Annotated in this window: 20 protein-coding genes; 14 read left to right on the top strand and 6 right to left on the bottom strand. The window is 68.4% G+C overall.

Annotation, left to right across the window (positions count from 1 at the left end; all coding sequences use genetic code 11):
* Positions 1 to 50: 50 nt before the first annotated feature.
* The gene (locus AC1DBL_RS01415) at positions 51 to 1,466 is read right to left on the bottom strand and encodes a family 4 glycosyl hydrolase (RefSeq protein WP_476925340.1); all 1,416 of its coding nucleotides are present in this window, start codon (positions 1,464 to 1,466) and stop codon (positions 51 to 53) included.
* Positions 1,467 to 1,548: 82 nt separating this feature from the next.
* Between AC1DBL_RS01415 and AC1DBL_RS01410 the strand changes: the two genes are divergently transcribed.
* The 6 genes from AC1DBL_RS01410 to tsaD all read left to right on the top strand — a co-directional run bounded on the left by AC1DBL_RS01410 (position 1,549) and on the right by tsaD (position 7,609).
* On the top strand, positions 1,549 to 2,640 hold the full coding sequence (locus tag AC1DBL_RS01410; RefSeq protein WP_441417081.1) for a carbohydrate kinase family protein: 1,092 nt from the start codon (positions 1,549 to 1,551) through the stop codon (positions 2,638 to 2,640).
* A gap of 761 nt (positions 2,641 to 3,401) precedes the next feature.
* Complete coding sequence (gene alr, locus AC1DBL_RS01405; protein WP_476925339.1) at positions 3,402 to 4,625, top strand: alanine racemase; 1,224 nt, start codon at positions 3,402 to 3,404, stop codon at positions 4,623 to 4,625.
* Positions 4,622 to 5,254: a tRNA (adenosine(37)-N6)-threonylcarbamoyltransferase complex ATPase subunit type 1 TsaE gene (gene tsaE, locus AC1DBL_RS01400; RefSeq protein WP_476925338.1), complete on the top strand. Its 633-nt coding sequence runs from the start codon at positions 4,622 to 4,624 to the stop codon at positions 5,252 to 5,254. The genes alr and tsaE overlap by 4 nt, the downstream gene beginning before the upstream one ends.
* 2 nt (positions 5,255 to 5,256) lie before the next feature.
* The gene (gene tsaB, locus AC1DBL_RS01395) at positions 5,257 to 5,928 is read left to right on the top strand and encodes a tRNA (adenosine(37)-N6)-threonylcarbamoyltransferase complex dimerization subunit type 1 TsaB (RefSeq protein ID WP_476892139.1); all 672 of its coding nucleotides are present in this window, start codon (positions 5,257 to 5,259) and stop codon (positions 5,926 to 5,928) included.
* Between the two features lie 53 nt (positions 5,929 to 5,981).
* Complete coding sequence (gene rimI, locus AC1DBL_RS01390; RefSeq protein ID WP_476925337.1) at positions 5,982 to 6,473, top strand: ribosomal protein S18-alanine N-acetyltransferase; 492 nt, start codon at positions 5,982 to 5,984, stop codon at positions 6,471 to 6,473.
* Entirely contained in the window at positions 6,470 to 7,609 is a 1,140-nt protein-coding gene (tsaD, locus tag AC1DBL_RS01385) for a tRNA (adenosine(37)-N6)-threonylcarbamoyltransferase complex transferase subunit TsaD (protein WP_441417086.1), read from the top strand. Before rimI ends, tsaD begins: the two co-directional genes overlap by 4 nt.
* A 16-nt stretch (positions 7,610 to 7,625) precedes the next feature.
* Here the strand turns inward: tsaD and AC1DBL_RS01380 are convergent, their stop codons facing one another.
* Positions 7,626 to 8,777, bottom strand: coding sequence for a glutamate--cysteine ligase (locus AC1DBL_RS01380; RefSeq protein ID WP_476892141.1), 1,152 nt, complete (start codon positions 8,775 to 8,777; stop codon positions 7,626 to 7,628).
* A gap of 389 nt (positions 8,778 to 9,166) precedes the next feature.
* On the opposite strand from AC1DBL_RS01380, the gene AC1DBL_RS01375 reads away from it, so the two are divergent.
* Positions 9,167 to 10,000, top strand: coding sequence for a shikimate 5-dehydrogenase (locus tag AC1DBL_RS01375; protein ID WP_476925336.1), 834 nt, complete (start codon positions 9,167 to 9,169; stop codon positions 9,998 to 10,000).
* Positions 10,001 to 10,021: 21 nt separating this feature from the next.
* On the opposite strand, the gene AC1DBL_RS01370 is transcribed toward AC1DBL_RS01375, so the two are convergent.
* Entirely contained in the window at positions 10,022 to 11,251 is a 1,230-nt protein-coding gene (locus AC1DBL_RS01370) for a THUMP-like domain-containing protein (protein ID WP_476925335.1), read from the bottom strand.
* Between the two features lie 56 nt (positions 11,252 to 11,307).
* Between AC1DBL_RS01370 and AC1DBL_RS01365 the strand changes: the two genes are divergently transcribed.
* The 4 genes from AC1DBL_RS01365 to AC1DBL_RS01350 all read left to right on the top strand — a co-directional run bounded on the left by AC1DBL_RS01365 (position 11,308) and on the right by AC1DBL_RS01350 (position 16,295).
* A complete protein-coding gene (locus tag AC1DBL_RS01365) occupies positions 11,308 to 11,721 on the top strand; it encodes a hypothetical protein (protein ID WP_441417090.1) in 414 nt (137 codons plus the stop codon).
* 334 nt (positions 11,722 to 12,055) lie between these two features.
* The gene (gene groES, locus AC1DBL_RS01360) at positions 12,056 to 12,352 is read left to right on the top strand and encodes a co-chaperone GroES (RefSeq protein ID WP_028275747.1); all 297 of its coding nucleotides are present in this window, start codon (positions 12,056 to 12,058) and stop codon (positions 12,350 to 12,352) included.
* A 79-nt stretch (positions 12,353 to 12,431) separates the two neighbouring features.
* Positions 12,432 to 14,042, top strand: a complete 1,611-nt coding sequence (gene groL / locus AC1DBL_RS01355) for a chaperonin GroEL (RefSeq protein WP_175321229.1) — start codon at positions 12,432 to 12,434, stop codon at positions 14,040 to 14,042.
* Between the two features lie 189 nt (positions 14,043 to 14,231).
* The gene (locus AC1DBL_RS01350; RefSeq protein WP_476925334.1) at positions 14,232 to 16,295 is read left to right on the top strand and encodes an acyltransferase family protein; all 2,064 of its coding nucleotides are present in this window, start codon (positions 14,232 to 14,234) and stop codon (positions 16,293 to 16,295) included.
* Between the two features lie 45 nt (positions 16,296 to 16,340).
* On the opposite strand, the gene AC1DBL_RS01345 is transcribed toward AC1DBL_RS01350, so the two are convergent.
* The gene (locus AC1DBL_RS01345) at positions 16,341 to 16,610 is read right to left on the bottom strand and encodes a DUF389 domain-containing protein (RefSeq protein WP_476925333.1); all 270 of its coding nucleotides are present in this window, start codon (positions 16,608 to 16,610) and stop codon (positions 16,341 to 16,343) included.
* Between the two features lie 29 nt (positions 16,611 to 16,639).
* Positions 16,640 to 17,308: a DUF389 domain-containing protein gene (locus AC1DBL_RS01340; protein ID WP_476925332.1), complete on the bottom strand. Its 669-nt coding sequence runs from the start codon at positions 17,306 to 17,308 to the stop codon at positions 16,640 to 16,642.
* A gap of 146 nt (positions 17,309 to 17,454) precedes the next feature.
* Between AC1DBL_RS01340 and AC1DBL_RS01335 the strand changes: the two genes are divergently transcribed.
* The 3 genes from AC1DBL_RS01335 (at position 17,455) to AC1DBL_RS01325 (ending at position 23,201) form a co-directional block, all read left to right on the top strand.
* Positions 17,455 to 19,551 (top strand): acyltransferase family protein, encoded by a 2,097-nt coding sequence (locus tag AC1DBL_RS01335; RefSeq protein ID WP_476925331.1) that lies wholly within the window; start codon positions 17,455 to 17,457, stop codon positions 19,549 to 19,551.
* Between the two features lie 181 nt (positions 19,552 to 19,732).
* Complete coding sequence (gene guaB / locus AC1DBL_RS01330) at positions 19,733 to 21,244, top strand: IMP dehydrogenase (RefSeq protein WP_175321232.1); 1,512 nt, start codon at positions 19,733 to 19,735, stop codon at positions 21,242 to 21,244.
* 115 nt (positions 21,245 to 21,359) lie between these two features.
* A complete protein-coding gene (locus tag AC1DBL_RS01325; protein WP_441417095.1) occupies positions 21,360 to 23,201 on the top strand; it encodes an ABC transporter ATP-binding protein in 1,842 nt (613 codons plus the stop codon).
* Positions 23,202 to 23,332: 131 nt separating this feature from the next.
* Here AC1DBL_RS01325 and AC1DBL_RS01320 read toward each other — a convergent pair whose 3' ends face one another.
* Positions 23,333 to 25,237, bottom strand: coding sequence for a S8 family peptidase (locus AC1DBL_RS01320; RefSeq protein WP_476925330.1), 1,905 nt, complete (start codon positions 25,235 to 25,237; stop codon positions 23,333 to 23,335).
* Positions 25,238 to 25,282 lie beyond the last annotated feature (45 nt).

The following is a 25,282-nucleotide window of genomic DNA, read 5'->3' as shown; positions in this document are numbered from 1 at the left end:
CTGCGCTGAGTGGCCCGCGTTGAGCGGCCCGCGTTGAGCGGCGGACTCGGCTAGGAGTCACCGGAACTGCGGACGTCGCTGCGCCAGAGCTGCAACAGGCCCGGGAACGCTGCCTCGTAACCGGCGAGCAGCTTCGCCGCGAGCTCGTCCGAGTCGACCAGCGGATGCCGGGCGAACGCGGCGAGGGCGGCCCCGCGCCGCAGGCTGCCGGGACCCGGCCCGGTGGCCTGGACCACGAGCCGTTCCACCTCCTTGATCCGCAGCATCAGCGCGAGCTGCGCTTCCGACGGGCGGTCCTGTGGGAGCGGCACCACTCCGTCGGCGTCCACCCGGCAGGGGACCTCCACGACGGCGTCCGCCGGCAGCCCCGGGATCGCGGCAGTCCGTGCACCGTCCGGGCCGGGTAGCGCGTTGGGGGTATTCAGCACCAGTTCGGCCCCGCCGCCACCGGAGAGGGCGCGCATCACCGCCAGCGCGACGCGCTCATAGCCGCCGCCGGCCAGGTCCTCCTCGTCCCGGTGCTCGCCAGCGGTTCGGGCCTCGGCCAGGTAGCCCTCCTCGCGGGACCGGCGGGCGGCATCCCAGAGCCCGTAGGCCTCCGCACCGGCGGACGCGAGCCGCGGATACAGCTCGGACTGCTGCCGGTGGATGGACTCGCCGCGGGTCTGGGCAGCGGCCCGCATGGCGGCCAGGGCGCGGGCGGTCTCGTAGTAGTAGAACAGGTACTCGTTCGGCAGGCAGCCGAGGCCGGCCAGAAAGGGTTGGGGGAAGAGCCGGCCCTCCTCGAAACCTGCCAGGGTCCCGGCGTCGGCGAGCAGGGCGGGGAGGACATCCCTGCCGCCGGACTCCAGCCGGTACAGCCAGCCCAGGTGGTTGAGCCCGTAGTAGCCGACGCCGTCGAGCCTGCCCTCGGGCAGCACGACGCCGGCGGCCCGCGCCGCGCGGTGCACCAGTCCGCCGGCCGAATCGCAGATACCCACCACCCGGCGGCCCAGCACCGGGACCAGGGCCTCGGTCACCATGCCAGCCGGATTCGTGAAGTTGACCAGCCACGCCCCGGGGCAGAGGCGTTTCATCGCCTGCGCCAGGGCCAACATCGGCGGGATGGTGCGCAGGGCGTAGGAGATGCCGCCGGCGCCGGTGGTCTCCTGGCCCAACACGCCCAGCTCCTGCGCCACGCGCTCGTCGGCCGTGCGGCCGGCCGTGCCGCCGGGCCGGATGGCGGCGAAAACCATGTCTGTGCCGGACAGGGCCTCGGCCAGCGACGTGGTGGTGCGGACCGGCGGCCCGCCGCCTTGTTCCCTGCCCGGCAGGGAGGCCAGCACCGCTTCGATGGCGGCCAGCCGGCCGGCGTCGACGTCGTACAGCACCAGCTCCCGGACCAGCCCGGCAAAGGGGCCGGCGGAGAGCGCCCGGTAGACCAGCGGCACCCGGAATCCGCCGCCGCCAGCAATCATGAGCCGCATGGCTGCAGTCTATTCCGCGCCGCGCTGATGGGCCCGGAACGTCGTCTTTCGCCGGCTACCTGGACGGCGTAGTGTGCCGTGTATGGACGCGATTCCAGCGCCGCGCTTCGACCCGCTCGCCGCCGTCCGTACCCCGGCGGCGGGAAGCTTCGACGTGCTCCTGACCGGCACCGTGTTCCAGGACATCATCTTCACCGGGCTGCCGCACGCACCCCGGCCCGGCACGGAAATCTGGAGCGACGGGATGGGCAGCTGTCCCGGCGGGGTGGCGAACCAGGCCATCGCCGCGGCACGGCTGGGGCTGAGGACCGGGCTGGCCGCAGCGTTTGGCGACGACGGCTACGGCGACTACAACTGGAAGATCCTCGACCGGCAGGAACACGTGGACCTGTCGCTGTCGCGGCGCGTTCCCGGCTGGCACTCGCCGGTCACCGTGTCGCTGAGTGTCGAGAAGGACCGGTCCATGGTGACCCACGGCCACCCGGCGCCGGTCACCTCAAGCGAACTGATCGGCTGCCCGCCGCCCGCGCTCGCCGCCGTCGCCGAGCTAGGCGAGGAGCTGGAACCGTGGGCCGTCGACGCTCACCGGGCCGGTGTCCGTCTCTTCGGCGACGTCGGCTGGGATCCCACCGGGACGTGGGCGCAGGCGCGACTGGACAACCTGAAATACTTCCACGCCTTCATGCCGAACCAGCAGGAGGCCATGGCGTTCACCGGCAAGGACAACCCGTGGGCCGCGCTCTACGCGCTCGCGGACAGGGTCCCAGTGGCCGTGGTGACCCTGGGGCCGCAGGGATCCATGGCGGTGGACTCCGAGACCGGTGAGGAGGAGTGGGTGCCGTCGCTGCCCGTGGCGGCCTTCGACCCCACCGGGGCCGGGGACTGCTTCGGGGCCGCGTTCATCGTCGGCTGCCTGGCCGGCTGGCCGCTGGGGGACCGGCTCCGGTTCGCCAACCTGTGCGCGGCCCTGGCCGTGCAGCAGGTGGGCGGCTCGCTGGCCGCTCCCGGCTGGGGCGACCTCGCCGACTGGTGGCAGCGGGCCAATGCCCGCAAGGAGCGGCAGGGCAGTCAATGGCTGCGCCGCTACCGTTTCCTGGAAGAAATCGTCCGCGACGTGCCGCCGGAGGCGCAGCGGCGGGCGACGGCGACGATTGCGCACCTCTCCGACGCCTAGCCCTTGGGGTGGCGGGCGGCTGGGAGCGGGTGCGGGCCCGCAGGCCGAGGGACGCAGGCCGAGGGACATGCCCTGCGCGCGGGCTGTGGACTGGACATATTCCGCATATGCCCACTCGTGGCTGCGAGGGGTGGGCATGTCCCGAAGCCAGGAATGGACCCGTGCATGGTTTGGGGGCGCCGCGGGGTGCAGGCCGAGGGACATGCCCTGCGCCCGGGCTGTGCACTGGACATATTCCGCATATGCCCACTCGTGGCTGCGAGGGGTGGGCATGTCCCGAAGCCAGGAATGGACCCGTGCATGGTTTGGGACGCCGCGGGGTGCGGGACATGGGACATGCCCTGCGCCCGGGCTGTGGACTGGACATAGTCCGCATATGCCCACTCGTGGCTGCGAGGGGTGGGCATGTCCCGAAGCCAGGAATGGACCCGTGCATGGTTTGGGACGCCGCGCGGTGCGGGACATGGGACATGCCCCGCGCCCGGGCCGTGGACTGGACATATTCCGCATATGCCCACTCGTAGCTGCGAGGGGTGGGCATGTCCCGACGCCAGGAATGGATCCGTGAATGGTTTGGGATGCCGCGGGGTGCGGGCCGAGGGACATGCCCTGCGCCCGGGCTGTGCACTGGACATATTCCGCATATGCCCACTCGTGGCTGCGAGGAGTGGGCATGTCCCGAAGCCAAGGATGGGCATGTCCCAAAGTGCGGGGCGCCAGCGGAATTCAGCAGGATCTTCGGCCACCCGTAGAATCGTAAAGTGATATACCCAGCAGCAACAGGTGATTTCCGGCCGGTGGCGGAAGCAGGTCCGGACCACGTCGAGGAGCGCTCGGCCGTCATCGACCTCGAGGCGATACGGCACAACGTCCGGCGGCTGGCCAAGGTGGCTTCGCCGGCGAAGGTGATGGCCGTCGTCAAGGCCGACGCCTACGGCCACGGGGCCATCCCGGTGGCCCGCGCCGCGCTCAGCGCCGGGGCCAGTTGGCTAGGCGTCGCACATATCTCCGAGGCGCTTGCCCTGCGCGCCGCCGGGATCGAGGCCCCCCTGCTGGCTTGGCTGCACACCCCCGAGAGCAACTTTGCCGCCGCCGTCGCTGCCGGGATCGACATCGGCTGCTCCGGCTGGGAACTGGGCCGGATCGTGACCGCAGCCCGCGAGCAGGAGCGCCCAGCCAGGATTCACCTGAAGGTGGACACCGGGCTCGGCCGCAACGGCGCCACCCTGGAGTCCTTGGACACCCTGCTCGGCGAAGCGATGGACTACCAGGACCAGGGCCTGCTGCGGGTCGTGGGCATCTTCTCCCACCTTGCCGTGGCCGACGAACCCGAGCGCCCCGAAACCGACGAGCAACTTGCCGCCTTCCGCGATGTCCTGGCGATGGCCCAGGACGCCGGCGTCGATCCCGAGGTCCGCCACCTCGCGAACACCCCGGCGACGCTGTCCCGCCCGGACACGCACTTCGACCTCGTCCGGGTGGGCCTCGGCATCTACGGGCTCTCACCGTTCGAGGGCCAGACTTCCGCGGAGATCGGGCTGCGCCCGGCAATGACGGTGCGCACGGTCGTCTCGCACTGCAAGGACGTGCCCGCCGGCCAGGGTGTCTCCTACGGACTGAACTACCGCACCGGGGGCGCCAGCACGCTGGGCCTCGTCCCGCTGGGATACGCCGACGGCGTTCCGCGCGTCGCCACCGGAGGTCCGATCAGGGTGGCCGGAACCAGCTACCCCGTGGTGGGCCGCATCGCGATGGACCAGATGGTGATCGACCTCGGCCCGCTCCACGTCTCCGCCGGCGGTCCCAGCATGCTGGGTGCCGAAGCCGTGATGTTCGGAGACGGTGCCGACGGCGGTCCCACCGCCGAGGACTGGGCCAGGGCAGCCGGCACCAACAACTACGAGATCGTCACCCGCATCAGCCCGCGGGTGCCGCGCCGCTACATCAACGAAGAGCCCGCACCCGGGGACGGGGCCGCGCAGTGAGCCACCCGGCCTGGCAGCGGACCCTGGAAGTGGGGACCGCGGAGCAGACACATGCCCTCGCGGCCGGCCTTGGCGCCGAGTTGCAGGCGGGCGACCTGCTAGTGCTCAGCGGCGAGCTTGGCGCCGGGAAGACCACCTTCACGCAGGGGCTCGGCGAGGGCCTTGGCGTCCGCGCCGGAATCATCTCTCCCACGTTCGTGCTGGTGCGGATCCACCCCAACCTGCCGGACGGGCCCCGTCCCGGCGGCCCGGACCTGGTCCACGTCGACGCGTACCGGCTCGCCTCTGCTTCCGAAATCGACGACATCGACCTGGAAAACACCATGGACAGTGCGGTGACCGTCGTGGAGTGGGGCCGCGGCCGGGTGGAGCACCTGAGCGAGAGCCGGCTGGAGGTTGAGCTGCAACGCCGGCTGGGTGGCGCCCAGCCCAGCGGCCCCGCCCAGCCCAGCGGCACAGCCCCGTCCGGCCCCGCCCAGCCCAGCGGCACCGACGTGCTGGATTTCGACACCGACGACGCCGACGAGCCCAGGACCGTGGTCTTCCGCGGCTTTGGGCCGCGCTGGGCCGAACCGCCCGCCGCCCTTGCCGGAATCCCTGACCTGCCCGCGACCACGGAAACGGACTGAAGATGCTGATCCTCGCCATCGATACCTCGGCCGTTGCCAGCGCGGCGCTCGTTTCCGATGATTCCCTGGAATCTGTCGTCGGCAGCTTCGCCACCGCGGACACCCGCAGCCATGCCGAGGTGTTGGCCCCGGGCATCAAGCAGCTGCTCGCCGCCGCGGGTCTCAGCGGCGCCGACGTCGACGTCATTGTCACCGGGGTGGGACCGGGTCCATTCACGGGCCTCCGCTCCGGCATCGTCACCGCCCGCAGCCTGGCTTTCGTCTGGCAAAAGCCCCTCTACGGGCTCATGAGCCTGGATGCCATTGCCCTGGAGGTAGCGGAGTCCACGGAAGCGGCCCCGGAGTTCATTGTGGCCACCGACGCGCGGCGCAAGGAGGTCTACTGGGCCCGCTACGCGCTGGCCGGGAGCCAGCTGCCGCAGCTGCTGGACGGGCCGCATGTGGGCTTCGCCGCCGATCTGCCGGACCTTCCGGTCTACGGCGCGGGCGCGGGCCTGTACCCGGACGTCCTCAATGCCGTCCCCGAGTTCGCCGCGCGGCAGCCCGAGGCGCTTTCGCTGGGCCAGTTCGCGCTCGCGCGGCTCGCCGCCGGCGAGCAGCTCCTGGACACCACCCCGTTGTACCTGCGGGAATCGGACGCGCAGGTCCCGGGCCCGCGGAAGCGCGCCCTGTGAACGCCCCGGATACGCCGCGCGGACCGTCCCCGGCAGGTGTGAGCCTCAGGGACATGGCCTCCGCGGACATCCCCGCGGTGCACGAGCTGGAGCGCCGGCTGTTCCCGGTGGACGCCTGGCCCCTGCAGATGTTTGTCGACGAGCTCGCCCAGACCGAGACCCGACGCTACATCGTTGCCGAGTCCGGCGGCTCAATCGTCGGGTACGCGGGGCTGATGTGCATCGAACCCATCGCGGACGTGCAGACCATCGCGGTTGTGCCCGAACAGGAGGGCCGTGGCATCGGTTCGGCGCTGCTGACCGAGCTCATCCGGGAAAGCCGGCGGCGGCATGCGGCCGATGTGCTGCTGGAGGTGCGCGCGGACAACCCCCGCGCCCAGCAGCTCTACCGGCGCTTCGGCTTCGAGCAGATCCATGTCCGGCCGCGCTACTACCGCGACGGCGTCGACGCGCTCATCATGCGCCTCGAGCTGCACGCGACGGAACAGCCAGCGCCCGGCAACACCACGGACCACATACAGCCAAGGGGAACAGGCCAAGAATGAACCACCACCCACGCAGCTCCGCCCCCCTGGTGCTTGGGATCGAGTCCTCCTGCGACGAGACCGGCGTCGGCATCGTCCGCGGCACCCGCCTGCTCGCCAACACCGTCTCGTCCTCCATGGAGGAGCACGTGCGCTTCGGCGGGGTCATCCCCGAGATCGCCTCCCGCGCGCACCTCGACGCCTTCGTCCCCACCCTCCGGGAAGCGCTCGCCGCAGCGGAAGTGACGCTGGACGATATCGACGCCATCGCTGTCACCTCCGGCCCGGGACTGGCCGGAGCCCTGATGGTGGGCGTCTGCGCAGCCAAGGCCCTCGCCGTCGCCACCGGCAAGCCGCTGTACGCGATCAACCACCTCGTGGCGCATGTGGGCGTCGGACTGCTCGAGCCCGGCGGCGGCGCGCCGGAGGACGGCGGCTCGGACGACAGCGGGCAGGCGGCCGGCTCCGGGACCGCCCTGCCGGAGAACCTCGGCGCGCTCCTGGTCTCCGGCGGCCACACCGAGATCCTCCGGATCCGCAGCATCACCGACGACGTCGAGCTGCTGGGCTCCACGATCGACGACGCCGCCGGCGAGGCGTACGACAAGGTGGCCCGGCTGCTGGGGCTCGGCTACCCGGGCGGGCCGGCCATCGACAAGCTGGCACGCACCGGCAATGCGAAGGCGATCCGTTTCCCCCGTGGTCTTACCCAGCCCAAGTACATGGGGACCGCGGAGGAACCCGGCCCGCACCGCTACGACTGGTCCTTCAGCGGACTCAAGACCGCCGTCGCCCGCTGCGTGGAGCAGTTCGAGGCGCGCGGCGAAGCGGTGCCGGTGGCGGACATCGCGGCCGCCTTCCAGGAGGCCGTGGTGGACGTGATCACCTCCAAGGCGGTGCTCGCCTGCCGCGAAAACGGCATCACCGAACTGCTGCTGGGCGGGGGAGTGGCGGCGAACTCGCGGTTGCGCCAGCTCACGGAGCAGCGCTGCACGGCGGCCGGAATCCGGCTGACCGTCCCGCCGCTCTCGCTGTGCACGGACAACGGGGCCATGGTGGCCGCGCTCGGGGCGCAGCTGGTGATGTCCGGAATAGTGCCGAGCGGGCTCGGCTTCGCGCCGGACTCGTCGATGCCGGTGACGAGCGTATCCGCCTAGGAGACGGCCCAGGAATCTAGGCTTCGGGCCCCTTGCGCATCTGCTCGACCAGGTCCAGGACGACGGCGCGCAGGTCCCCGCCGTGCTCCGCGGCGACGCGGCGCTGCCGCTGGTAGCCGGCCCCGCGCTCGATAATCTTCTCGACGTCGGCCAGCTCCGCGCTGCAGCCGAGCTTGGCAGCCACGGGCTCGAGCCGGGCCAGCGTCTCCCGCAGGTGCTCGGTGACGAGCTGCTCGTTGCCGTCGGCGTCGAGGATGATAATTGCGTCCAGACCGTAGCGGGCCGCGCGCCACTTGTTTTCCTGGACATGCCAGGGCGGCATGGTCGGGATGGTGCCGCCGTTGTCCAGGATGGTGGAGAACTCGTCCACGAGGCACTGGGTCAGGGCGGCGATGGCCCCCACCTCCTCAAGCGTGGCCAGGCCGTCGCAGATGCGCATCTCGATGGTGCCGAGGTTGGGTACCGGCCGGATGTCCCAGCGGATCTCGGAGAGGGTGTCGATCACCCCGGTGGTGAACATGTCCTGGACGTAGGACTCGTATTCTTCCCAGCTGGAGAACTGGAACGGCAGTCCCGCCGTCGGCAGCTGCTGGAACATCAGCGCGCGTTGCGAGGCGTAGCCGGTGTCCTCGCCGCCCCAGAACGGGCTGGAGGCGGACAGCGCCTGGAAGTGCGGGAAGTAATTGACGAGCCCGTCGAGTACAGGAAGTACCTTGTCGCGGCTGTCGAGGCCCACGTGCACGTGGACGCCGTAGATGACCATCTGGCGGCCCCACCACTGGGTGCGGTCGATCAGCTTGGCGTAGCGCGCCTTGTCGGTGACGGGCTGGAGCTGCGGCGGGCTGAAGGGGTGGCTGCCGGCGCAGAAGACTTCGACGCCCATCGGGTCGGTGACCTCGCGCACCGCGGCGAGGGAACTGTTCAGGTCCGCCTTCGCTTCCGCCACGGTGGTGCAGATGCCCGTGACGAGCTCCACCGTGTTGAGCAGCAGCTCCTGTTTGATGTGCGGGTGTTCGTCATCCTCGTTCAGCTCGGGATGCCGGGCGGACACGCCGCGGAGCACCTCGCTGGCCACCGAGGCCAGCTCACCGGTTTCGGCGTTGACGAGCGCGAGCTCCCATTCCACACCAAGAGTTGATTGCCTGGATGAAGCGAAATCAATCTTCATGTGGTCCCTTCGCTGTTTTGTTGCCCGCCGGTGTTTGTCACCTGCCAGTGTGTGTTCGCCGCCGGTGTTCATTGGCCGCTGGTGTTCATTGGCCGCTGGTGTTCATTGGCCGCTGGTTTTCATTGGCCGCTGGTGCAGCCCGGTTGCGGCATGCAGTGGCCAGGCAGCGGTGTTCAAAGTCTAGTGCAGGGGTAGCATCCAACTGGTGGTCAAGTTACAGCTGATGCGTGAGAGTTTTCACAGAAGAAGCCTGTTCCCGGCAGCCGCGGCGGTTCTGCCAGGGCTCGCCCTGGTATCCACAGGCTGCACCGGCCCCGGCGGGCGGCAAGGGCCTGGTTCCGGCTGCCGCTGAGCCGTTGCCGTGGCGTTTCGTGGCGTTTAATGGTGCTGTGCCCATCCTGAATAAAGACATGACCCTGTGCATCTCGCTCTCGGCCCGGCCGAGCAACAACGGGACCCGCTTCCACAACCACCTGTACGAACAGCTGGGCCTGAACTGGATCTACAAGGCCTTCGCCCCCACCGACCTGGCCCAGGCCATCGCCGGCGTGCGGGGCCTGGGCATCCGCGGCTGCGCCGTGTCCATGCCATTCAAGGAAGACGTCATCGCCCTCGTGGATGTCATGGACCCGTCCGCGAAAGCCATCGACTCGGTCAACACGATCGTCAACGACGGCGGGAAGCTCACGGCCTACAACACCGACTACACGGCGATCGAGCAGCTGCTGGAACGCAACGCCGTCCCCACGGACTACACGGTGTGGCTGCTGGGCGCCGGTGGAATGGCGAAGGCCACTGCGGCGGCACTGCGCGACGCCGGATTCCGGCACGTCACGATCATCGCCCGCAACGAGGCGGCCGGCCGGGCGCTCGCCGGGCTCTACGGATTCGAATGGCGTGCAGTACTCCCGGCCCCGGATTCCGCAGAGGGCACAGCCGACCTGCTGATCAACGTGACGCCCGTCGGCATGGCCGGCGGCCCCGAGTCCGGCGCCCTGTCCTTCCCGCCGGAAGCCGTGGCGGCCGCGAAGGTGGTGTTCGATGTTGTGGCGCTGCCCGCCGAAACGCCGCTGATCAAAGCCGCGCGTGCGGCCGACAAGCAGGTGATCACCGGCGCCGAGGTCGCCACCATCCAGGCCCTCGAACAGTTCGTGCTCTACACGGGCATCCGGCCCAGCGACGAACAGGTCCGTGCCGCCGAGGAGTTCATGCGGGCCCAGTAGCCCCGCTCCGCAAGGCCGGCCCTAGGCCGGTTCCACCGAGATGGCCACCCGCTCCTCCCCGATCCTAGTGAGGACCAGGGTGGCCGTCTTCTTGGCCGCATTCTTGGCGTTCCTGCCGCCGCCGGGGAGCAGTTGCTTGCGCAGTTCCTCCGGCGTGACCGAGGTGCCGCGCTTCTTGATGTCAAGGACGCCCACGCCGTTGTCCTTGACCCAGGACTTGAGCGCCTTGACGTTGAACGGCATCACCTCAAGGACCTTGTACGCGCGGGCATACGGGGTATCGTGCAGTTCCGGCGCGCAGATATAGGCGATGTGTTCGTCCAGCAGATGACCGCCCAGCTGGAGCGCGACGTCGGCGACCAGGCCGGCGCGGATCACGGCGCCGTCGGGCTCGTAGAGGTAGCCTTCCACCGGGCCCAGCGGGGCCTCCGGGCCGGCGCCGAAGTCCTCCGAGCTGGTGAGCTCCGCGGCGCCTTGCGGGCCGATTACCAGCGCGGCACGCCGGATTCCGGGCCGGCGGACCGCGTTGAACCACAGCGCAACTTCGGTGACGTCGCCGCCCACCGAGACCCACTGCGCCTCGCAGTCCTCCGGGACGGAGGCATGCGGCATGCCCGGGCCCATCTTCACGCCGACGGCACGGCCGGACGAGGCCAGGGATTCCACGAAGGACAGCGGGGGGGAGAAGTCCTCCGGATCCCAGAGTCGCTTGGTCCCGGAACTTGAGGTGGTGCGGCGGGCCGGGTCCAGCCAGACGCCGTCAATCCCGTCGAGCGGGACGGCGGCGGCATCGGCATGGACGACGGTGGCGTTCCGGAACGGGATCAGGTTCATCGTGGCGCAGGCGGCGGTGGTTTCGTCCAGTTCCACGGCGGTCACCTTGATGTCCAGCGAGGCCAGGGCCATTGCGTCGGCTCCCAGTCCGCAGCCCAGATCCGCCACATGGGCAATCCCGGCCTCGGCGAAGCGCTGCGCGTGCCGCGCCGCTACGGTCAGCCGGGTGGCCTGTTCCAGGCCGGCCCGGGTGAAAATCATCTGCCGGGCGAATTCACCGAACTTCGCTTCCGCCTTTGTCCGCAGGCGGGACTGGGTGAGTGCCGCGGAGACCAGCTCGGGGGAATGACCGGCCTTCCGGAGCGAGGCGTTGAGGCGGAAGGCCTCCTCCTCGCGGTACGGTCCCAGCGAGGCCAGCAGCTCCCAGCCCTCCGGATTGAGGAGCGGGGCGATCTGGTCCTGCGTAGTCTCAGCCATGCCATCAAGCGTAGTTCAGGCGGGGAACGCCCGGCGCGCCCGATAGGCTGGACGGCATGGATGGCAGGGACACAGACGACTTCGGCACGGCAGGCACCCGGGAGAACACCGTCGGGGAGGCCCGGGACAGCCGGGGACTGGCCCGCTTCGCCCGGCCGGCGCTGATCGCCGGCATCGTGATCGCCGTCGTGTGCGTGGCGTTGCTCGTCATTATCTTCTTACTGGACTCCTTCAATGCGACCGTCTACTCCGTCGGCGGCAAGGACGTGAAGGATGCGACCGATGAGGCGCGCGCGATCCGTGACACCTATGCCGCAGCCCGGGTGGGCGGCATCATCGCCCTCGTCCTCGGCGTGGTCGCTGCCCTCGCCGGCGGCTTCGTGCTGTACCGCGAACGCAACGCCTCCGCCCGGATCGAGGAAGACGACGACGGCCAGGACTGGGACTACGAGGACCTGGCGGGGGAGTAGGCCGCCCCAGCCTGGGCGCGGACCGAGGGACATGCCCATCCTTCGGCACCAGCACCGGACATATTGCCGATATGCCCATTGCCGGCAGCTGGCGATGAGCATGTCCGTCACTCCGGACGTTCCCGCCGGACGTTCACCAGTGACGAACTTCTGGCACTCACCTTGACCGAGTGCTAACTACTTACATAGAGTCGTCATTAGCACTCTCCCTAGGCGGGTGCTAACACGTGAAGCATGTTCCGCCGGGCTACTGCCGGCACCGCGACGACGGTTTGTACGCCACGGCTCACCGCTTCATAGTCCACAAATTTGCTGACGAAAAGGAGAGGTCCGAGTGTCGGTCTCTATTAAGCCTCTTGAGGATCGTATTGTTGTCCGCCCGCTCGAAGCCGAGCAGACCACGGCTTCCGGCCTGGTTATCCCGGACTCCGCACAGGAGAAGCCGCAGGAAGGCGAAGTTGTTGCAGTAGGCCCCGGCCGCTTTGATGACAATGGCAACCGCGTTCCCGTTGACGTTGCCGTTGGCGACGTTGTCATCTACTCCAAGTACGGCGGAACCGAAGTTAAGACCGGCGGCACCGAGTACCTCGTGCTCTCCGCCCGCGACGTTCTGGCGATCGTCGTAAAGTAACTCTCTTGGACCCCCGCGCCGCCGATCCTTCGCTTTGAACGAACGGCTGCGCGGGGTTCTGTCTTGAAAGGACAAAACCATGGCAAAGCAGCTTGCGTTTAACGACGCTGCCCGCCGGTCGCTCGAAGCCGGCATCGATAAGCTCGCCAACACGGTCAAGGTGACGCTCGGCCCGCGCGGCCGCAACGTCGTGCTGGACAAGAAGTGGGGCGCCCCCACGATCACCAACGACGGTGTGACTATCGCCCGCGAAGTAGAGCTGGACGACCCCTATGAAAACCTTGGCGCACAGCTCGCCAAGGAGGTCGCCACCAAGACCAACGACGTCGCCGGCGACGGTACCACCACCGCCACCGTGCTCGCCCAGGCCCTGGTCAAGGAAGGCCTGCGCAACGTTGCCGCCGGCGCCGCCCCGGGCCAGATCAAGCGTGGCATCGAGGTCTCCGTCGAGGCCGTGGCCGCCCGCCTGCTCGAAAACGCCCGCCCGGTCGAGGGTACCCAGGTGGCCAACGTGGCCGCGATCTCCGCACAGAGCGACGAGGTCGGCGAGCTCCTGGCCGAGGCCTTCGGCAAGGTCGGCAAGGATGGTGTGATCACCATCGAGGAGTCCTCCACCACGCAGACCGAACTGGTCCTCACCGAGGGCATGCAGTTCGACAAGGGCTACCTGTCCCCGTACTTCGTCACCGACGCGGAACGCCAGGAAGCAGTCCTCGAAGACGCCCTTATCCTGATCAACCAGGGCAAGATCTCCTCGGTCCAGGAATTCCTGCCGCTGCTGGAAAAGGCGCTGCAGAGCTCCAAGCCGCTCTTCATCATCGCCGAAGACGTCGACGGCGAGGCACTCTCCACGCTGATCGTCAACCGTATCCGCGGCACCCTGAACGTCGTGGCCGTCAAGGCTCCCGGTTTCGGAGACCGCCGCAAGGCCATGCTGCAGGACATCGCGACCCTCACCGGCGCGCAGGTTGTCTCCCCGGAACTGGGCCTCAGCCTGGACACCGTGGGCCTTGAGGTCCTGGGTACCGCCCGCCGCATCACCGTCACGAAGGACAACACCACCATCGTTGACGGCGCCGGTTCGGCCGAGGACGTCGCGGCCCGGGTTGCCCAGCTGCGCGCCGAGCTGACCCGCACCGATTCGGACTGGGACAAGGAAAAGCTGCAGGAACGCCTGGCCAAGCTGGCCGGTGGCATCGGCGTGATCAAGGTTGGCGCTGCCACCGAGGTCGAGCTGAAGGAAAAGAAGCACCGCATCGAGGACGCCGTGTCCTCCACCCGCGCTGCCCTCGAAGAAGGCATCGTGGCCGGCGGCGGCTCCGCCCTCATCCACGCCCTCAAGGCGCTTGATGAGGATCCGGCTGTCCAGGCGCTCGACGGCGACGCGGCAGCTGCCGTGGGCATCGTCCGCCGGGCCTTGACCCAGCCGCTGCGCTGGATCGCCCAGAACGCCGGCTTTGACGGCTACGTCGTCGTCGCCAAGGTGGCCGAATCCGCCGTCAACCAGGGCTTCAACGCCAAGACCGGCGAATACGAGGACCTGATCGCGGCCGGTGTCATCGACCCCGTCAAGGTCACCCGCGCGGCCCTCCGCAACGCGGCCTCCATCGCGGCGCTGGTTCTCACCACCGAAACCCTCGTGGTGGAAAAGCCGGCCGACGAGGACGAGCACGCCGGACACCAGCACTAAGGTTTCCGAGCACTAGGTTCCGTGCAAAGAAGGGACCGGACCAGCGTCAGCTGGTCCGGTCCCTTTTGTTCCCCGGAGCCATGCCGTCGGGGTCCGGGCATCGTGGCCGGCGTCATCCGAAAGGGACCGACGCCGAACCGGGTTGTATAGTTGCTCTGGCTGTCTTGCGTTGTTTCTACGGGGGTTTGTATGTCTGGAGCGGTAACGCTCGTCTCGCCGCGCGAAACGAGCGCCGAGCCACGTCCTGCCCGGGGGACGAAATTCAGGCCGGAAATCCAAGGACTGCGTTCGCTCGCGGTGCTCATGGTGGTCACCTACCACATCTGGTTTGGCCGGGTGTCCGGCGGCGTCGACATCTTCCTGCTGATCTCGGCGTTCCTGATGACGCTGCAGTTCGTGGGCCGCTTCGAGCGGGGTTCGCAGATGGCGCTGATCAAGCATTGGCTGCACCTGTTCCGGCGGCTCCTGCCGGCGGCCGCCGTCGTCATTGTCACCACGCTGGCGGCCAGCTACTTCCTTTTGCCCCGCACCCGCTTCCCGGATGTGGTCGCGCAGAGCTGGGCATCGCTGTTCTACGTGGAAAACCGCGTCCTGCAGGCCGAGGCCGTCGACTACTACGCGGGGGACCACGCGCTGGCCAGCCCGCTCCAGCACTTCTGGTCGCTGTCCATCCAGGGCCAGGTGTTTATCCTGTGGCCGCTCATCTTTGCCGGCGCAGCGTTCCTCGCACGACGGTACAACCTGCGCTACCGGGCGCTGCTCAGCTACATCTTCGCCGCGATCTTCCTGGCTTCGCTGACCTTCTCGATCTACTACACGGCCACCAACCAGTCCCAGGCCTACTTCGACACCGGCGCACGCCTCTGGGAGTTCGCACTGGGCACGCTTCTGGCCTTGTTCCTGCCGGGCTTGTCGTTCCTTTCGCAGTCGGTGCGCGTGGTCCTCGGCTGGGTCGGTGTCCTGGCCATGGTCAGCTGCGGCTTCATCCTGGATGTGGAAGGGGCTTTCCCCGGGTTCGTGGCGCTCTGGCCCACCCTGGCCGCCAGCTGCGTCATCCTGGCCGGGCAGACCAACAGCCGCTGGGGAGTGGACCGCATCCTCAGCGCTGGCCCCCTCGTAAGGCTCGGAGATAATTCCTACGCCCTCTACCTCTGGCACTGGCCCGTCCTGGTGCTTGCCCTGGCTTGGAGCGGCAAGGAGCACGCGGGATGGCTATCGGGCAGCCTCATCATCGCCGTCTCACTGGGGCTCGCCTTCCTGACCACCCGATTCGTCGAGAAGCCGTGGCGATCCTGGGCATGGCCGGAAGTCCGACGTCGGCGCGCTGCCCTCGCCGTGGCGCTCTGCCTCGCAGTGGTCGCGGTGCCGCTCACCGCGGTGCAGCTCCAGCAGCACTTCCAAGCGCAGGCTGTGATGGCAGAGTCACAGCGGAACAACCCCGGCGCCCTGGCCCTGGTGCCCGGTTTCGTCAGCGCGGCGGACAGCGACGCCCCGATCCTGCCCCTGCCCGAACAGCTCAAGAACGACTGGTCCAGCCTGGGCAACCGTTGCTCCGGCGACCTTGAACCCGAGGACCGTTCGCTGAGGAGCAGTTGCTCGCAGAACACGGCTCCGGACAAGCCCGCCAAGACCGTCCTCGTGCTGGGGGATTCCCACGCGCAGCAGTGGCTGGCCGCTATCGATGCCGTCGGCAAGAAGAACGGTTGGCGCGTCTATTCCATCCTCCGGGCCGGCTGCCGGTACACCATTGCCGCCCAGGGGCGGTCCATTCCCTGTGACACCTTCAACGCTGCCGTCACGGAAGAGGTCACCGACAATCCGCCGGACGCCATCATCACCGTGGGCACCGTCGCCGCGGTGTCTTCCCCGGCGGAAAAGGTGTCACCCGGCCTTGAAGCGACCGCGAAATTCTGGACCGGGAAGCACGTCGAGATGGTCGCTATCCGCGATAACCCGCGCTTCAACTTCAACATTGCCGAATGCGTGGCGAACAAGGGAATTGAGAGCCCGGACTGCGAACGCGCCGAACGCGACGTGCTCGCCGCGAAGAGCCCTCTGGCTCCGTTACATGGCCGGGTGCCAGGACTGTCGTTCGTTGACATGACCGACCTGATCTGCGACGGAAAAACCTGCCCGGGGGTGGTCGGGAACACGTTCGTCTACAAGGACAACAACCACCTGACCCGCACGTATGTGGCCTCGATGTCACCCGTGTTCGGCCAGCGGCTCGCTGAGTCGACCGGCTGGATGTAGCGCGCAGGCCCCGCAGGGGACGCCCCGGGGCCGGCCCGGTGCAGCTCAGTGGTGCAGGCGCTGGGCGTTCCTCCGCAGCTTCCGCGCGGCGTCGCGCGGCAGCCGCTTCGTGACTAGCCGGTAGAACAGCAGCACCGCCACCGCCGAGACAATAATCCCGACCAAGTTCACAAGGAGCTGGAGGGCGGAACCTGCGGCCTTCTGGTACTCGCCCAGCACGAGGGAAACCGCTACGAAACCGGCGGCCGGGACGGTGGTCACGGAGATGAACACCCCGATGAGGGCCGCCGAGCGCCGGCTGATCACGGACAGCATGCCGGCGGTCCCTGCCAGCAGGGCGACAATCAGGGAATAGGGCCCCGGTGATAGATGAACTCCACAGCGGAACCGCGGTCCAGGGCGTCAGCTGGAAAGAGCCCGAGTGGTACGGAGAGCCAGGCCGTGAAGGCCGCCGCCAGCATCGCGACCGGGAACCCGACGCCGAGTGCCAGTGCCGCGCTGCGCCCCAGCCGCCACTGGCGCCGCACCAGGGCCACGGCCAGGGCGGCGAGCGGGCCGAACTCGGGCCCCACCGCCATGGCACCGACGATCGCGATGGTCGAGTCGGTGACGATGCCGATCGCGGCCAGCTGCGTCGCGAGGACCAGAAACGCCAGGTAGCTCCACGTCAGCCGGGAATCCTCCCCGGTCTGCCGCGACACCTCATCCCAGATCATCGCGTCCGCGCCTTCGCCGGGCGCCTCAGCGACCGCCTGGTCCGCGCGATCGGACAGCACCAGCTCCGGCGTGGTGACCGAGATGGAGCCAACGTCCTGGACGTTCAGTGCGTGGAGTTTTTCGATCAGCGACTCGACGGACTCCCGTGCCATGAACACGAGGATGACGTTGCCCGGCGGCACCACCGAGGCGCCGGGGTGCAACGCAACCTCCGCGACGCCAAGCTCACCGGAGCAGCACTCCACCACGGCTCCGGAGAGCTCCTCCGGGACACATATCCGCACCTGCACGATCACTCGCGGCCTCCTTCGACTCGTAACAGCCTAGCCTCGCCGGTACGCCCTGCCCCGGGAATCCCGGGCGGAAGGCGCCCCGGAAATTGGCAATGAAAATTACGGTTCGGTAACATTGATGTTTTGGAAGCCAGCCTGAGGGATCCCGCGTGACGAACGAGCGAACCATAGCCAGCCCGCAGCACGCGGCCGCGGGTTCTCCCGCGAGCCGAAAATCGGGGTACCGCCCGGAGGTACAGGGCCTGCGTGCCCTCGCCGTTCTTATGGTGGTGACCTACCACGTGTGGCTTGGCCGGGTCTCCGGTGGCGTCGACATCTTCCTTCTCATCTCGGCCTTCCTGATGACCCTGAGCTTTGCCCGCAAGGTGGAAAGCGGTAAGCCGCTCCGCCTGGTGAGCCACTGGCTGCATCTGCTCAAGCGGCTGCTGCCCGCCGTCGTCGTGGTGGTCCTGGGCGTGCTGGCAGGCACCTGGGCCATCCTGCCGGCAAGCCGCTGGCCGGACATCCTCGACCAGGCCTGGGCGTCACTGTTGTACCGGCAGAACTGGCTGCTCGCGGACTCTGCCGTGGACTACTACGCCCAGGACCACTCGGGAGCCAGCCCGCTGCAGCACTTCTGGTCGCTGTCCATCCAGGGGCAGGTCTTCCTGTTGTGGCCGCTCGTGTTCGCGGGCGCCGCCCTGCTGCACAAGGGACTGCGCTACGCGCTCCGCCGCTGGACCGGGGTGGACGAACGACTGCTGAATTACCGCCTGTTCCTAGCCCTCGCGTTCGGCGCCATCTTCGCCGCGTCGCTGGTTTACTCGATCGAGCAGACCGCCAGCAACCAGGCCTACGCCTACTTCGACACCCGTGCGCGGCTCTGGGAATTCGCTTTGGGCTCGCTGCTGGCGCTGGCCCTGCCGTACCTGAAACCGGGAAGGATCCTGCGCCTTGTCCTGGGCTGGGCGGGACTGGCGGCGATGCTCTCCTGCGGGCTGCTGCTGACGGTCGACCGTTCCTTCCCCGGATTCATCGCGCTGTGGCCGACCCTGGCTGCCGCCGCCATCATTGTGGCGGGGCAGAGCGGCAGCCGATTCGGCGTGGACCGTTTCCTGACCTGGCGGCCGCTCGTCGCCCTCGGCGACAACTCCTACGCCCTCTACCTTTGGCACTGGCCGTTGCTGGTGCTGGTCCTGGCCGGGATGGGAGTCAGCGCGCCGGACCTGTGGCAGGGGCTCGCGATAGTCGCCATCTCCGTGGTGCTGGCCGTGCTCACCACCCGCTTCGTGGAGAAGCCGCTGCGCGAGTGGCACTGGCCGCAGCGCCGCGCCTGGCGCACCGCCGTCGTCATCGCCGCCTGCGGGGCCCTGCTGGCCGGCCCGGTGACTTTGTGGCAGAGCCACATTGTGGCCGACGAAGCCGCGGCCGCGTCCCAGCCGAAGGAACTGACGCCCGGCGCCGCAGCCTTGGCCCCGGAGAATGCCGGGAAGCCGACGCCGGAGGCCAAGATCATCCCGGCACCGGCCGCCATGAAGAACGAATGGGCCGACATCGACGGGCTCTGCACCGACGGCAACGTGCCCAGCGACCCCCTCCTGCAGGGCTGCCTGCAGAACAGCCGGCCGGACAAGGTCACCAAGAAAATCGTGGTGCTCGGCGACTCGCATGCGCAGCAGTACATGGCCGCGCTGGGCCCCATCGCCAAGAGCCACGGCTGGGAGGTCGTCACCCTGCTCAAGGGAAACTGCCGCTTCGGGGGAGAGTCACCCGAGCGGGATGCCGACTGCAACGCCTTCAACAAAGCCAGCTCCGACTACGTCCTGTCGCACAAGCCCGACGCCGTCTTCACGGTCGCGTCGCTGACGCACAAGGAGGCGCCGTTCGAAACCGAGGTGCCGCAGTACCTGGAGGGGATCAAGCCCTTCACCGACACCGGCATCGAGGTTGTCGGCATCCGCGACAACCCGCGGTTCACCACCAACATGCCCGAATGCGTCCAGAAAAAGGGCCCCCACGCCGCCGAGTGCAACGTCCCGCTGCAGGAATCCCTGGCGGCGTCCTCACCGCTGGACGACTACCGCGGCAAGGTTGCCCGCCTGCACCTGATGGACATGAGCGACTTCATCTGCGCCGACGGGACCTGCCCCGCCGTCGTCGGGAACGTGTACGTCTACAAGGACGACAACCACCTGACCAAGACCTACGTCCAGAGCATGATCCCAATGTTCGAAAAGCGGCTGCTCGCCGCCACCGGCTGGAAGTGACGCCCCCGGCGCCGCCAGTTGGATGCCGTTGCTCACATTCGCGTCCCGGAATATGGGGATCGCCGCCAAGGTTCTAGTATTTACACAACACTTCTGCACAGGCCATGCCCGTAATGACGGGCTGGTCATCTGCTGCAACCCCTACCCGTGAACCCAGAAACCCAAGGTAAGAGGCGCACTCATGACCCAGCCCGAACACGACCCTTTCGGCTTTGTTGGCCTGACCTACGACGACGTCCTGCTACTGCCGGGACACACCAACGTCATCCCCTCCGAAGCTGATACCTCCTCGCGGATCTCGAAGCGCATCACGGTGAACACGCCGCTGCTGTCCGCCGCGATGGACACCGTCACCGAGTCGCGGATGGCCATCGCCATGGCCCGCCAGGGCGGCCTTGGCGTCGTGCACCGGAACCTCTCGATCGCCGACCAGGCCGACCAGGTGGACCGGGTCAAGCGCAGCGAGTCCGGCATGATCACCAACCCCCTCACCATCGGCCCCGAGGCCACGCTGGCCGAGTTGGACGAGATCTGCTCGCACTACCGGGTCTCCGGCCTGCCGGTCGTGGACGAGGGCATGCGGCTGCTGGGCATTGTCACCAACCGCGACACCCGCTTCGTGCCGGAGACGGATTTCCCGATCCGGCTGGTCAGCGATGTCATGACCAAGATGCCGCTGGTCACCGGTCACGTCGGCATCAGCCGCGAGGAAGCCTCGCACAAGCTTGCCACCAACAAGATCGAGAAGCTCCCGCTCGTCGACGAGCAGGGCCGGCTCAAGGGCCTCATCACCACCAAGGACTTCACCAAGGCCGAGCAGTACCCGCTGGCCACCAAGGACGACGAGGGCCGGCTGCGCGTCGGTGCCGCCATCGGGTTCTTCGGTGACGGCTGGGAGCGGGCCATGGCCCTGATCGACGCCGGCGTGGACGCCCTCTTCGTGGACACCGCCAACGGCCACTCGCAGGGCGTGCTGGACATGATCCGCCGGCTGAAGTCCGACCCGGTGGCAGCGCACGTGGACATCATCGGCGGCCAGGCGGCCACCCGCGAAGGCGCCCAGGCCCTGATCGACGCCGGCGCCGACGGCATCAAGGTCGGCGTCGGCCCCGGATCCATCTGCACCACCCGCGTCGTCGCCGGCGTCGGCGTCCCGCAGATCACCGCCATCTACGAGTCCGCCAAGGCGGCCATCCCGGCCGGCGTGCCGCTGATCGCCGACGGCGGCCTGCAGTACTCCGGCGACATCGGCAAGGCCCTGGTCGCCGGTGCGGACACCGTCATGCTCGGTTCCCTGCTGGCCGGCTGCGACGAGTCCCCGGGCGACCTGATCTTCGTCAACGGCAAGCAGTTCAAGAGCTACCGGGGGATGGGTTCGCTGGGGGCCATGCAGACCCGCGGCAAGAATACCTCCTACTCCAAGGACCGCTACTTCCAGGCCGACGTTTCCGGTGACGACAAGCTCATCCCGGAGGGCATCGAAGGCCGCGTGGCGTACCGCGGCCCGCTCTCCTCCGTGGCCTACCAGCTGGTCGGCGGCCTCCGCCAGACCATGTTCTACACCGGAGCACCCACCGTCCCCGAGCTCAAGGCCCGTGGCAAGTTCGTCCGGATCACCCCGGCCGGGCTGAAGGAATCCCACCCGCATGACATCCAGATGACGGTGGAGGCGCCGAACTACGGTTCGCGCTAGTCCCCGGCGCGGGGGCCCACCCGGCCCCTGCCACCACGCCGACTTGAAGGGCCACGGGATTCGTCCCGTGGCCCTTCCGCGTTCCGCCGCCGCGGCCCGCAACTAGGCTGGAGGCATGTCCGAACTCCTGCCCGCACGCGAGCCGAAGCGGAAACTGGCGCTGCGGCCCTACGCCCGGGCCGTGGCGCAGGTTCTGCGGGTCAGCTTCCGCGCCTCGCCCGCCGCCGTCGTCATGAAAGTCGTGGGCTCGCTGGTCTCGGCGCTGCTGCCCCTCGTCACCACCTACTACGCCGCGCTGACCACGACGGCGCTGGCAGCCGCCTATGCGGGAAACGCCGCCGCCGGGCAGCAGGCCATCGTCTACGTCATCATCACCGCGGCGCTTGGCCTGTTCTGGGGAGCCTTCAGCAGCGTGGACCGCTACATCCAGCAGCTGATGAGCTTCCGGGTCGGCGCGATCGTCGGGGACCTGATGTACGAGCGGTTCCTCGCCCTCGACTTCTGGCGCTACGACGACAAGGAAACGGTGGACCTGTACGACCGGGCGAAGCGCTTCTCCGATTCCTACGCCCGGGTCCTGGACCGGATCGCCGCCATCTTCACCCAACTGGTTTCGGTGGTCCTGGCGATCGGCGCGCTGCTGCTGGTCAGCTGGTGGATCGCGGTGATCGTTTTGGTCGCGATCGTGCCCAGCGTCTACCTGCAGTTCAAACTGTCCCGGGAACAGATCGCGCACTGGAACACGCAGGTCGATTCACGCCGGCAGCGCCGGATGATCGAAACCAACCTGCTGCGCCCGCAGCACATCGCCGAGATGCGGCTCTACGGGATCGTCGGCTACCTGATGGGGCTCCGCTCCCGGCTCCGGGACGCGGATGAGAAGCGCCGGCTCGACTTCCAGAAGCGCTACATCCCCAAACAGCTCGCCGCCGACGCCCTGCAATACGGCGCGGAGGTGGTCTCGCTGATCTGGGTGGTGGGCCAGATCATCGCCCGGGCCCAGCCGGTGGGGCAGTTCCTCTACGTCCAGCAGATCGTCAGCCGCGCCCTGTCCACCGCCAACAGCCTCGTCTCCTCGCTCAGTTCCATCGACGAGGACCTCGCCAACCTCAAGGACTACGAGCTGTTCATGGCGCTGCCCGTCCACTCCGACCATGCCCCGCCCCTGCTCCAGGCGCCCCGGACCGTGGAACTGCGGGATATCCGGTTCACCTACACCGGCAGCGAGCTGGAGGTCATCAAAGGGATCTCGCTGACCATCCGGCAGGGCCAGCACATCGCGGTAGTGGGCGAGAACGGCGCCGGCAAGTCCACCCTGATCCGGATCCTCGCCGGGCTCTACCGCCCGGATTCGGGCCAGGTGCTGCTCGACGGCGTGGACCTCGCCGCCGTCGACGTGAAGTCGTGGCACCGCCACCTTGCGGTGCTCAGTCAGGAGTTCCTGAAGTACGAGTTCGCCACCGCGGCGGAGAACATTTTCTTCGGCGACGTCGATGCGCCGCGCGACGACGACCGGATCCGCCGGGCCGCGTCGGACGCGGAGGCCCTCGAGTTCATCAACAAGCTGCCCAACGGGCTGGATAACCACGTCAGCAACTGGATGGAGGACCCGCGCGGCCGGAAGGGCAGCGGCCTGTCCGGCGGGCAGTGGCAGCGCCTGGCCATGGCCCGGAACTTCTACCGGGACGCGTCCTTCATGGTGATGGACGAACCGACGTCGGCAATCGACGCCCTGGCCGAGCACCGGATCTTCACCCGGCTCTTCGCCGACCGCAGCAGCACGATCATCGCCATCAGCCACCGGCTCGCCACGATCGAGAAGGCGGACATCGTCTACATGCTCGAGGACGGCCGGATCGTGGAGCAGGGCACGCACAAGGAACTCGTGGCACTGCGCGGCCGCTATTTCCGGATGTTCGAATCGCAGCTCGCCGTCGACGAGGCCGAGGGGGTCTGAGCCGCCGGACATGCGCTCTGCCGGCGACGTCCCGTGGACATAGCGGTGTTATGTCCACTCCGGAGCACAAAGAATGGGCATGTCCTCCCGGGGAGGGAGGGCATGCCCATTCTTAGCAGCGGCCGGTGGTGCTACGAGGTGGTCACCGAGGTGTCGTCAAGGTAGAAGTACGTTGCCAGGGAGGAATCCTCCACGCCGAGGAACCGCAGCGTGACGGTCTTGCCCTTGAACGAGGACAGGTCCAGCGTCTTCAGGACATAGCCGGTGGACTTGTTCAGGTTGGAGTAGGTGGCCAGCGTCGTGGTCACGCCGCCGCTGATGGCCTGGACCTTCAGGGTGTCGTATGCGGTGCTGGTGGTGGTCTCATCCGAGAGCGTCTTCAGGTAGAAGGACAGCGAGGAGCCGCTGACGGAGGACGGGATGGAAAAGGCCTGGTCCAGCGTGTACGACGTCGACTTGCCCCAGCCGTTCAGCCCCGCGAAGCCGCTGCCGCTGCGGGCGGCCGTGCCGGTCTCGAAGGTGTCCGACTGGTTGGAGGTCCAGGACGCCGAGCCGCTTTCAAAGCCGGGGTTCAGGAGCAGGTTGCCCGACGGCGGCGGCGGGGTGCTTCCGCCGAGGAGCCCCATCGTAGCCGTGGCGTCAGAGAGGCCGGCGCCGCAGCCCTTGGTGCAACCGCCGGGCATGGCCCGGGTGCCCTGCCGGAGCGTGGACTCGACCTGGGCCGGGGTGAGGGCAGGTGACTTGGACTTCATCAGGGCGACGAGCCCGGCGACGTGCGGGGTCGCCATCGACGTGCCCTGGTAGCTGGCGTAGCCCGCCGCACCCGGCGTCATGGTTCCGGTGTTGAGCGTGGAGAGGATGCCTCCGCCGCTGACGCTGGTGTCGCCGCCCGGAGCGGTGAGATCCACGGTGGCGCCGTAGTTGGAGTAGTAGGAGAGGGCGCCGCTCGGGTTGCTGGCGGCGACGGTCACCACCGAGTTGCAGTTGGCCGGACGGAAGCCGGAGGCATCCTGGTTGCTGTTGCCGGCCGCCACCACCACGGTCGTGCCCCGCGACACGGCAGAGTCGATGGCGGCCTGGTAGGTGGTGCCGCAGGCGCCGGAGCCGCCCAGGCTCATGTTGATGACCTTGGCCGGATTGGCGTTGGCGGGGATCCCGGAGACAGTCCCGCCGGAGGCCCAGATGATGGCGTCCGCGATGTCGGAGAGGGAGCCGCCGCACTTGGCGAGGACCCGGACCGGCAGGACCTTGGCGTTGGGCGCGACACCGGCCACGCCGGTGGAGTTACCCGTCACCGCGGCGATGGTGCCGGAGACATGCGTGCCATGCCAGGAGGAGTTGCCGGCGGTGGTCTGCCCGCACTCGCCGGCGGCGTACCAGTCACCCTGGTCCTGGGCGTTGGAGTCGCGGCCGTTGCCGTCACGCGCAGCGGTGGCATCGGAGACGAAGTCGTAGCCCGGCAGCACGTTGGCGTCCAGGTCCGGGTGTGCGGTGATGCCGGTGTCGATCACGGCAACGGTGGACCCCGACCCGGTGGAGACATCCCAGGCGCCGGGGATCCGCATGCCATTGGCGCCGGTGAAGTCCCACTGCTCCCCGTAGCGGGTGTCGTTCGGCGTCAGGACGGCCGTCATGCGGGCGTCGGGTTCGACGGCGTTGACGGCGCCGGAAGCGACGATCGAGTCCATGAAGTCCGTGGCGGCCTGGTCGGACAGGGGTTTGTCGGAGGCGATCAGGGTCGCTCCGGTAGCCAGGGCGCGCAGCTCCCGTACGCTCACCCCCTGCTGTTTGGCGGCCTTGCCCCAGGCGTTCGCGCGGCCGTTGGGGGTGGCGTTGCCCGGGGTCTTCTTGAAACTGACGATGAACTGCGTGTACGCCTCGCCGGCGTTGACGTCCGGCGCGGGGACATTTTCGGTGGCGACCGGCCCGGTGCCGGGGGCGGCGAGCACCGGGGTGACGGCGAGGGTCATGGTTCCGACGACGGCGGCCAGCGACAGGGCCAGGACGCGGGACTTCCTGAGTGATGCACTTCCCATGGGTTCTGCTTTCTTTAACCGGGCATTGCGGAATGCCCGGAACTG

The sequence above is a fragment of the Arthrobacter sp. 10T44 genome, assembly GCF_056393885.1.
This window is presented reverse-complemented; position numbering and strand designations above follow the sequence as displayed.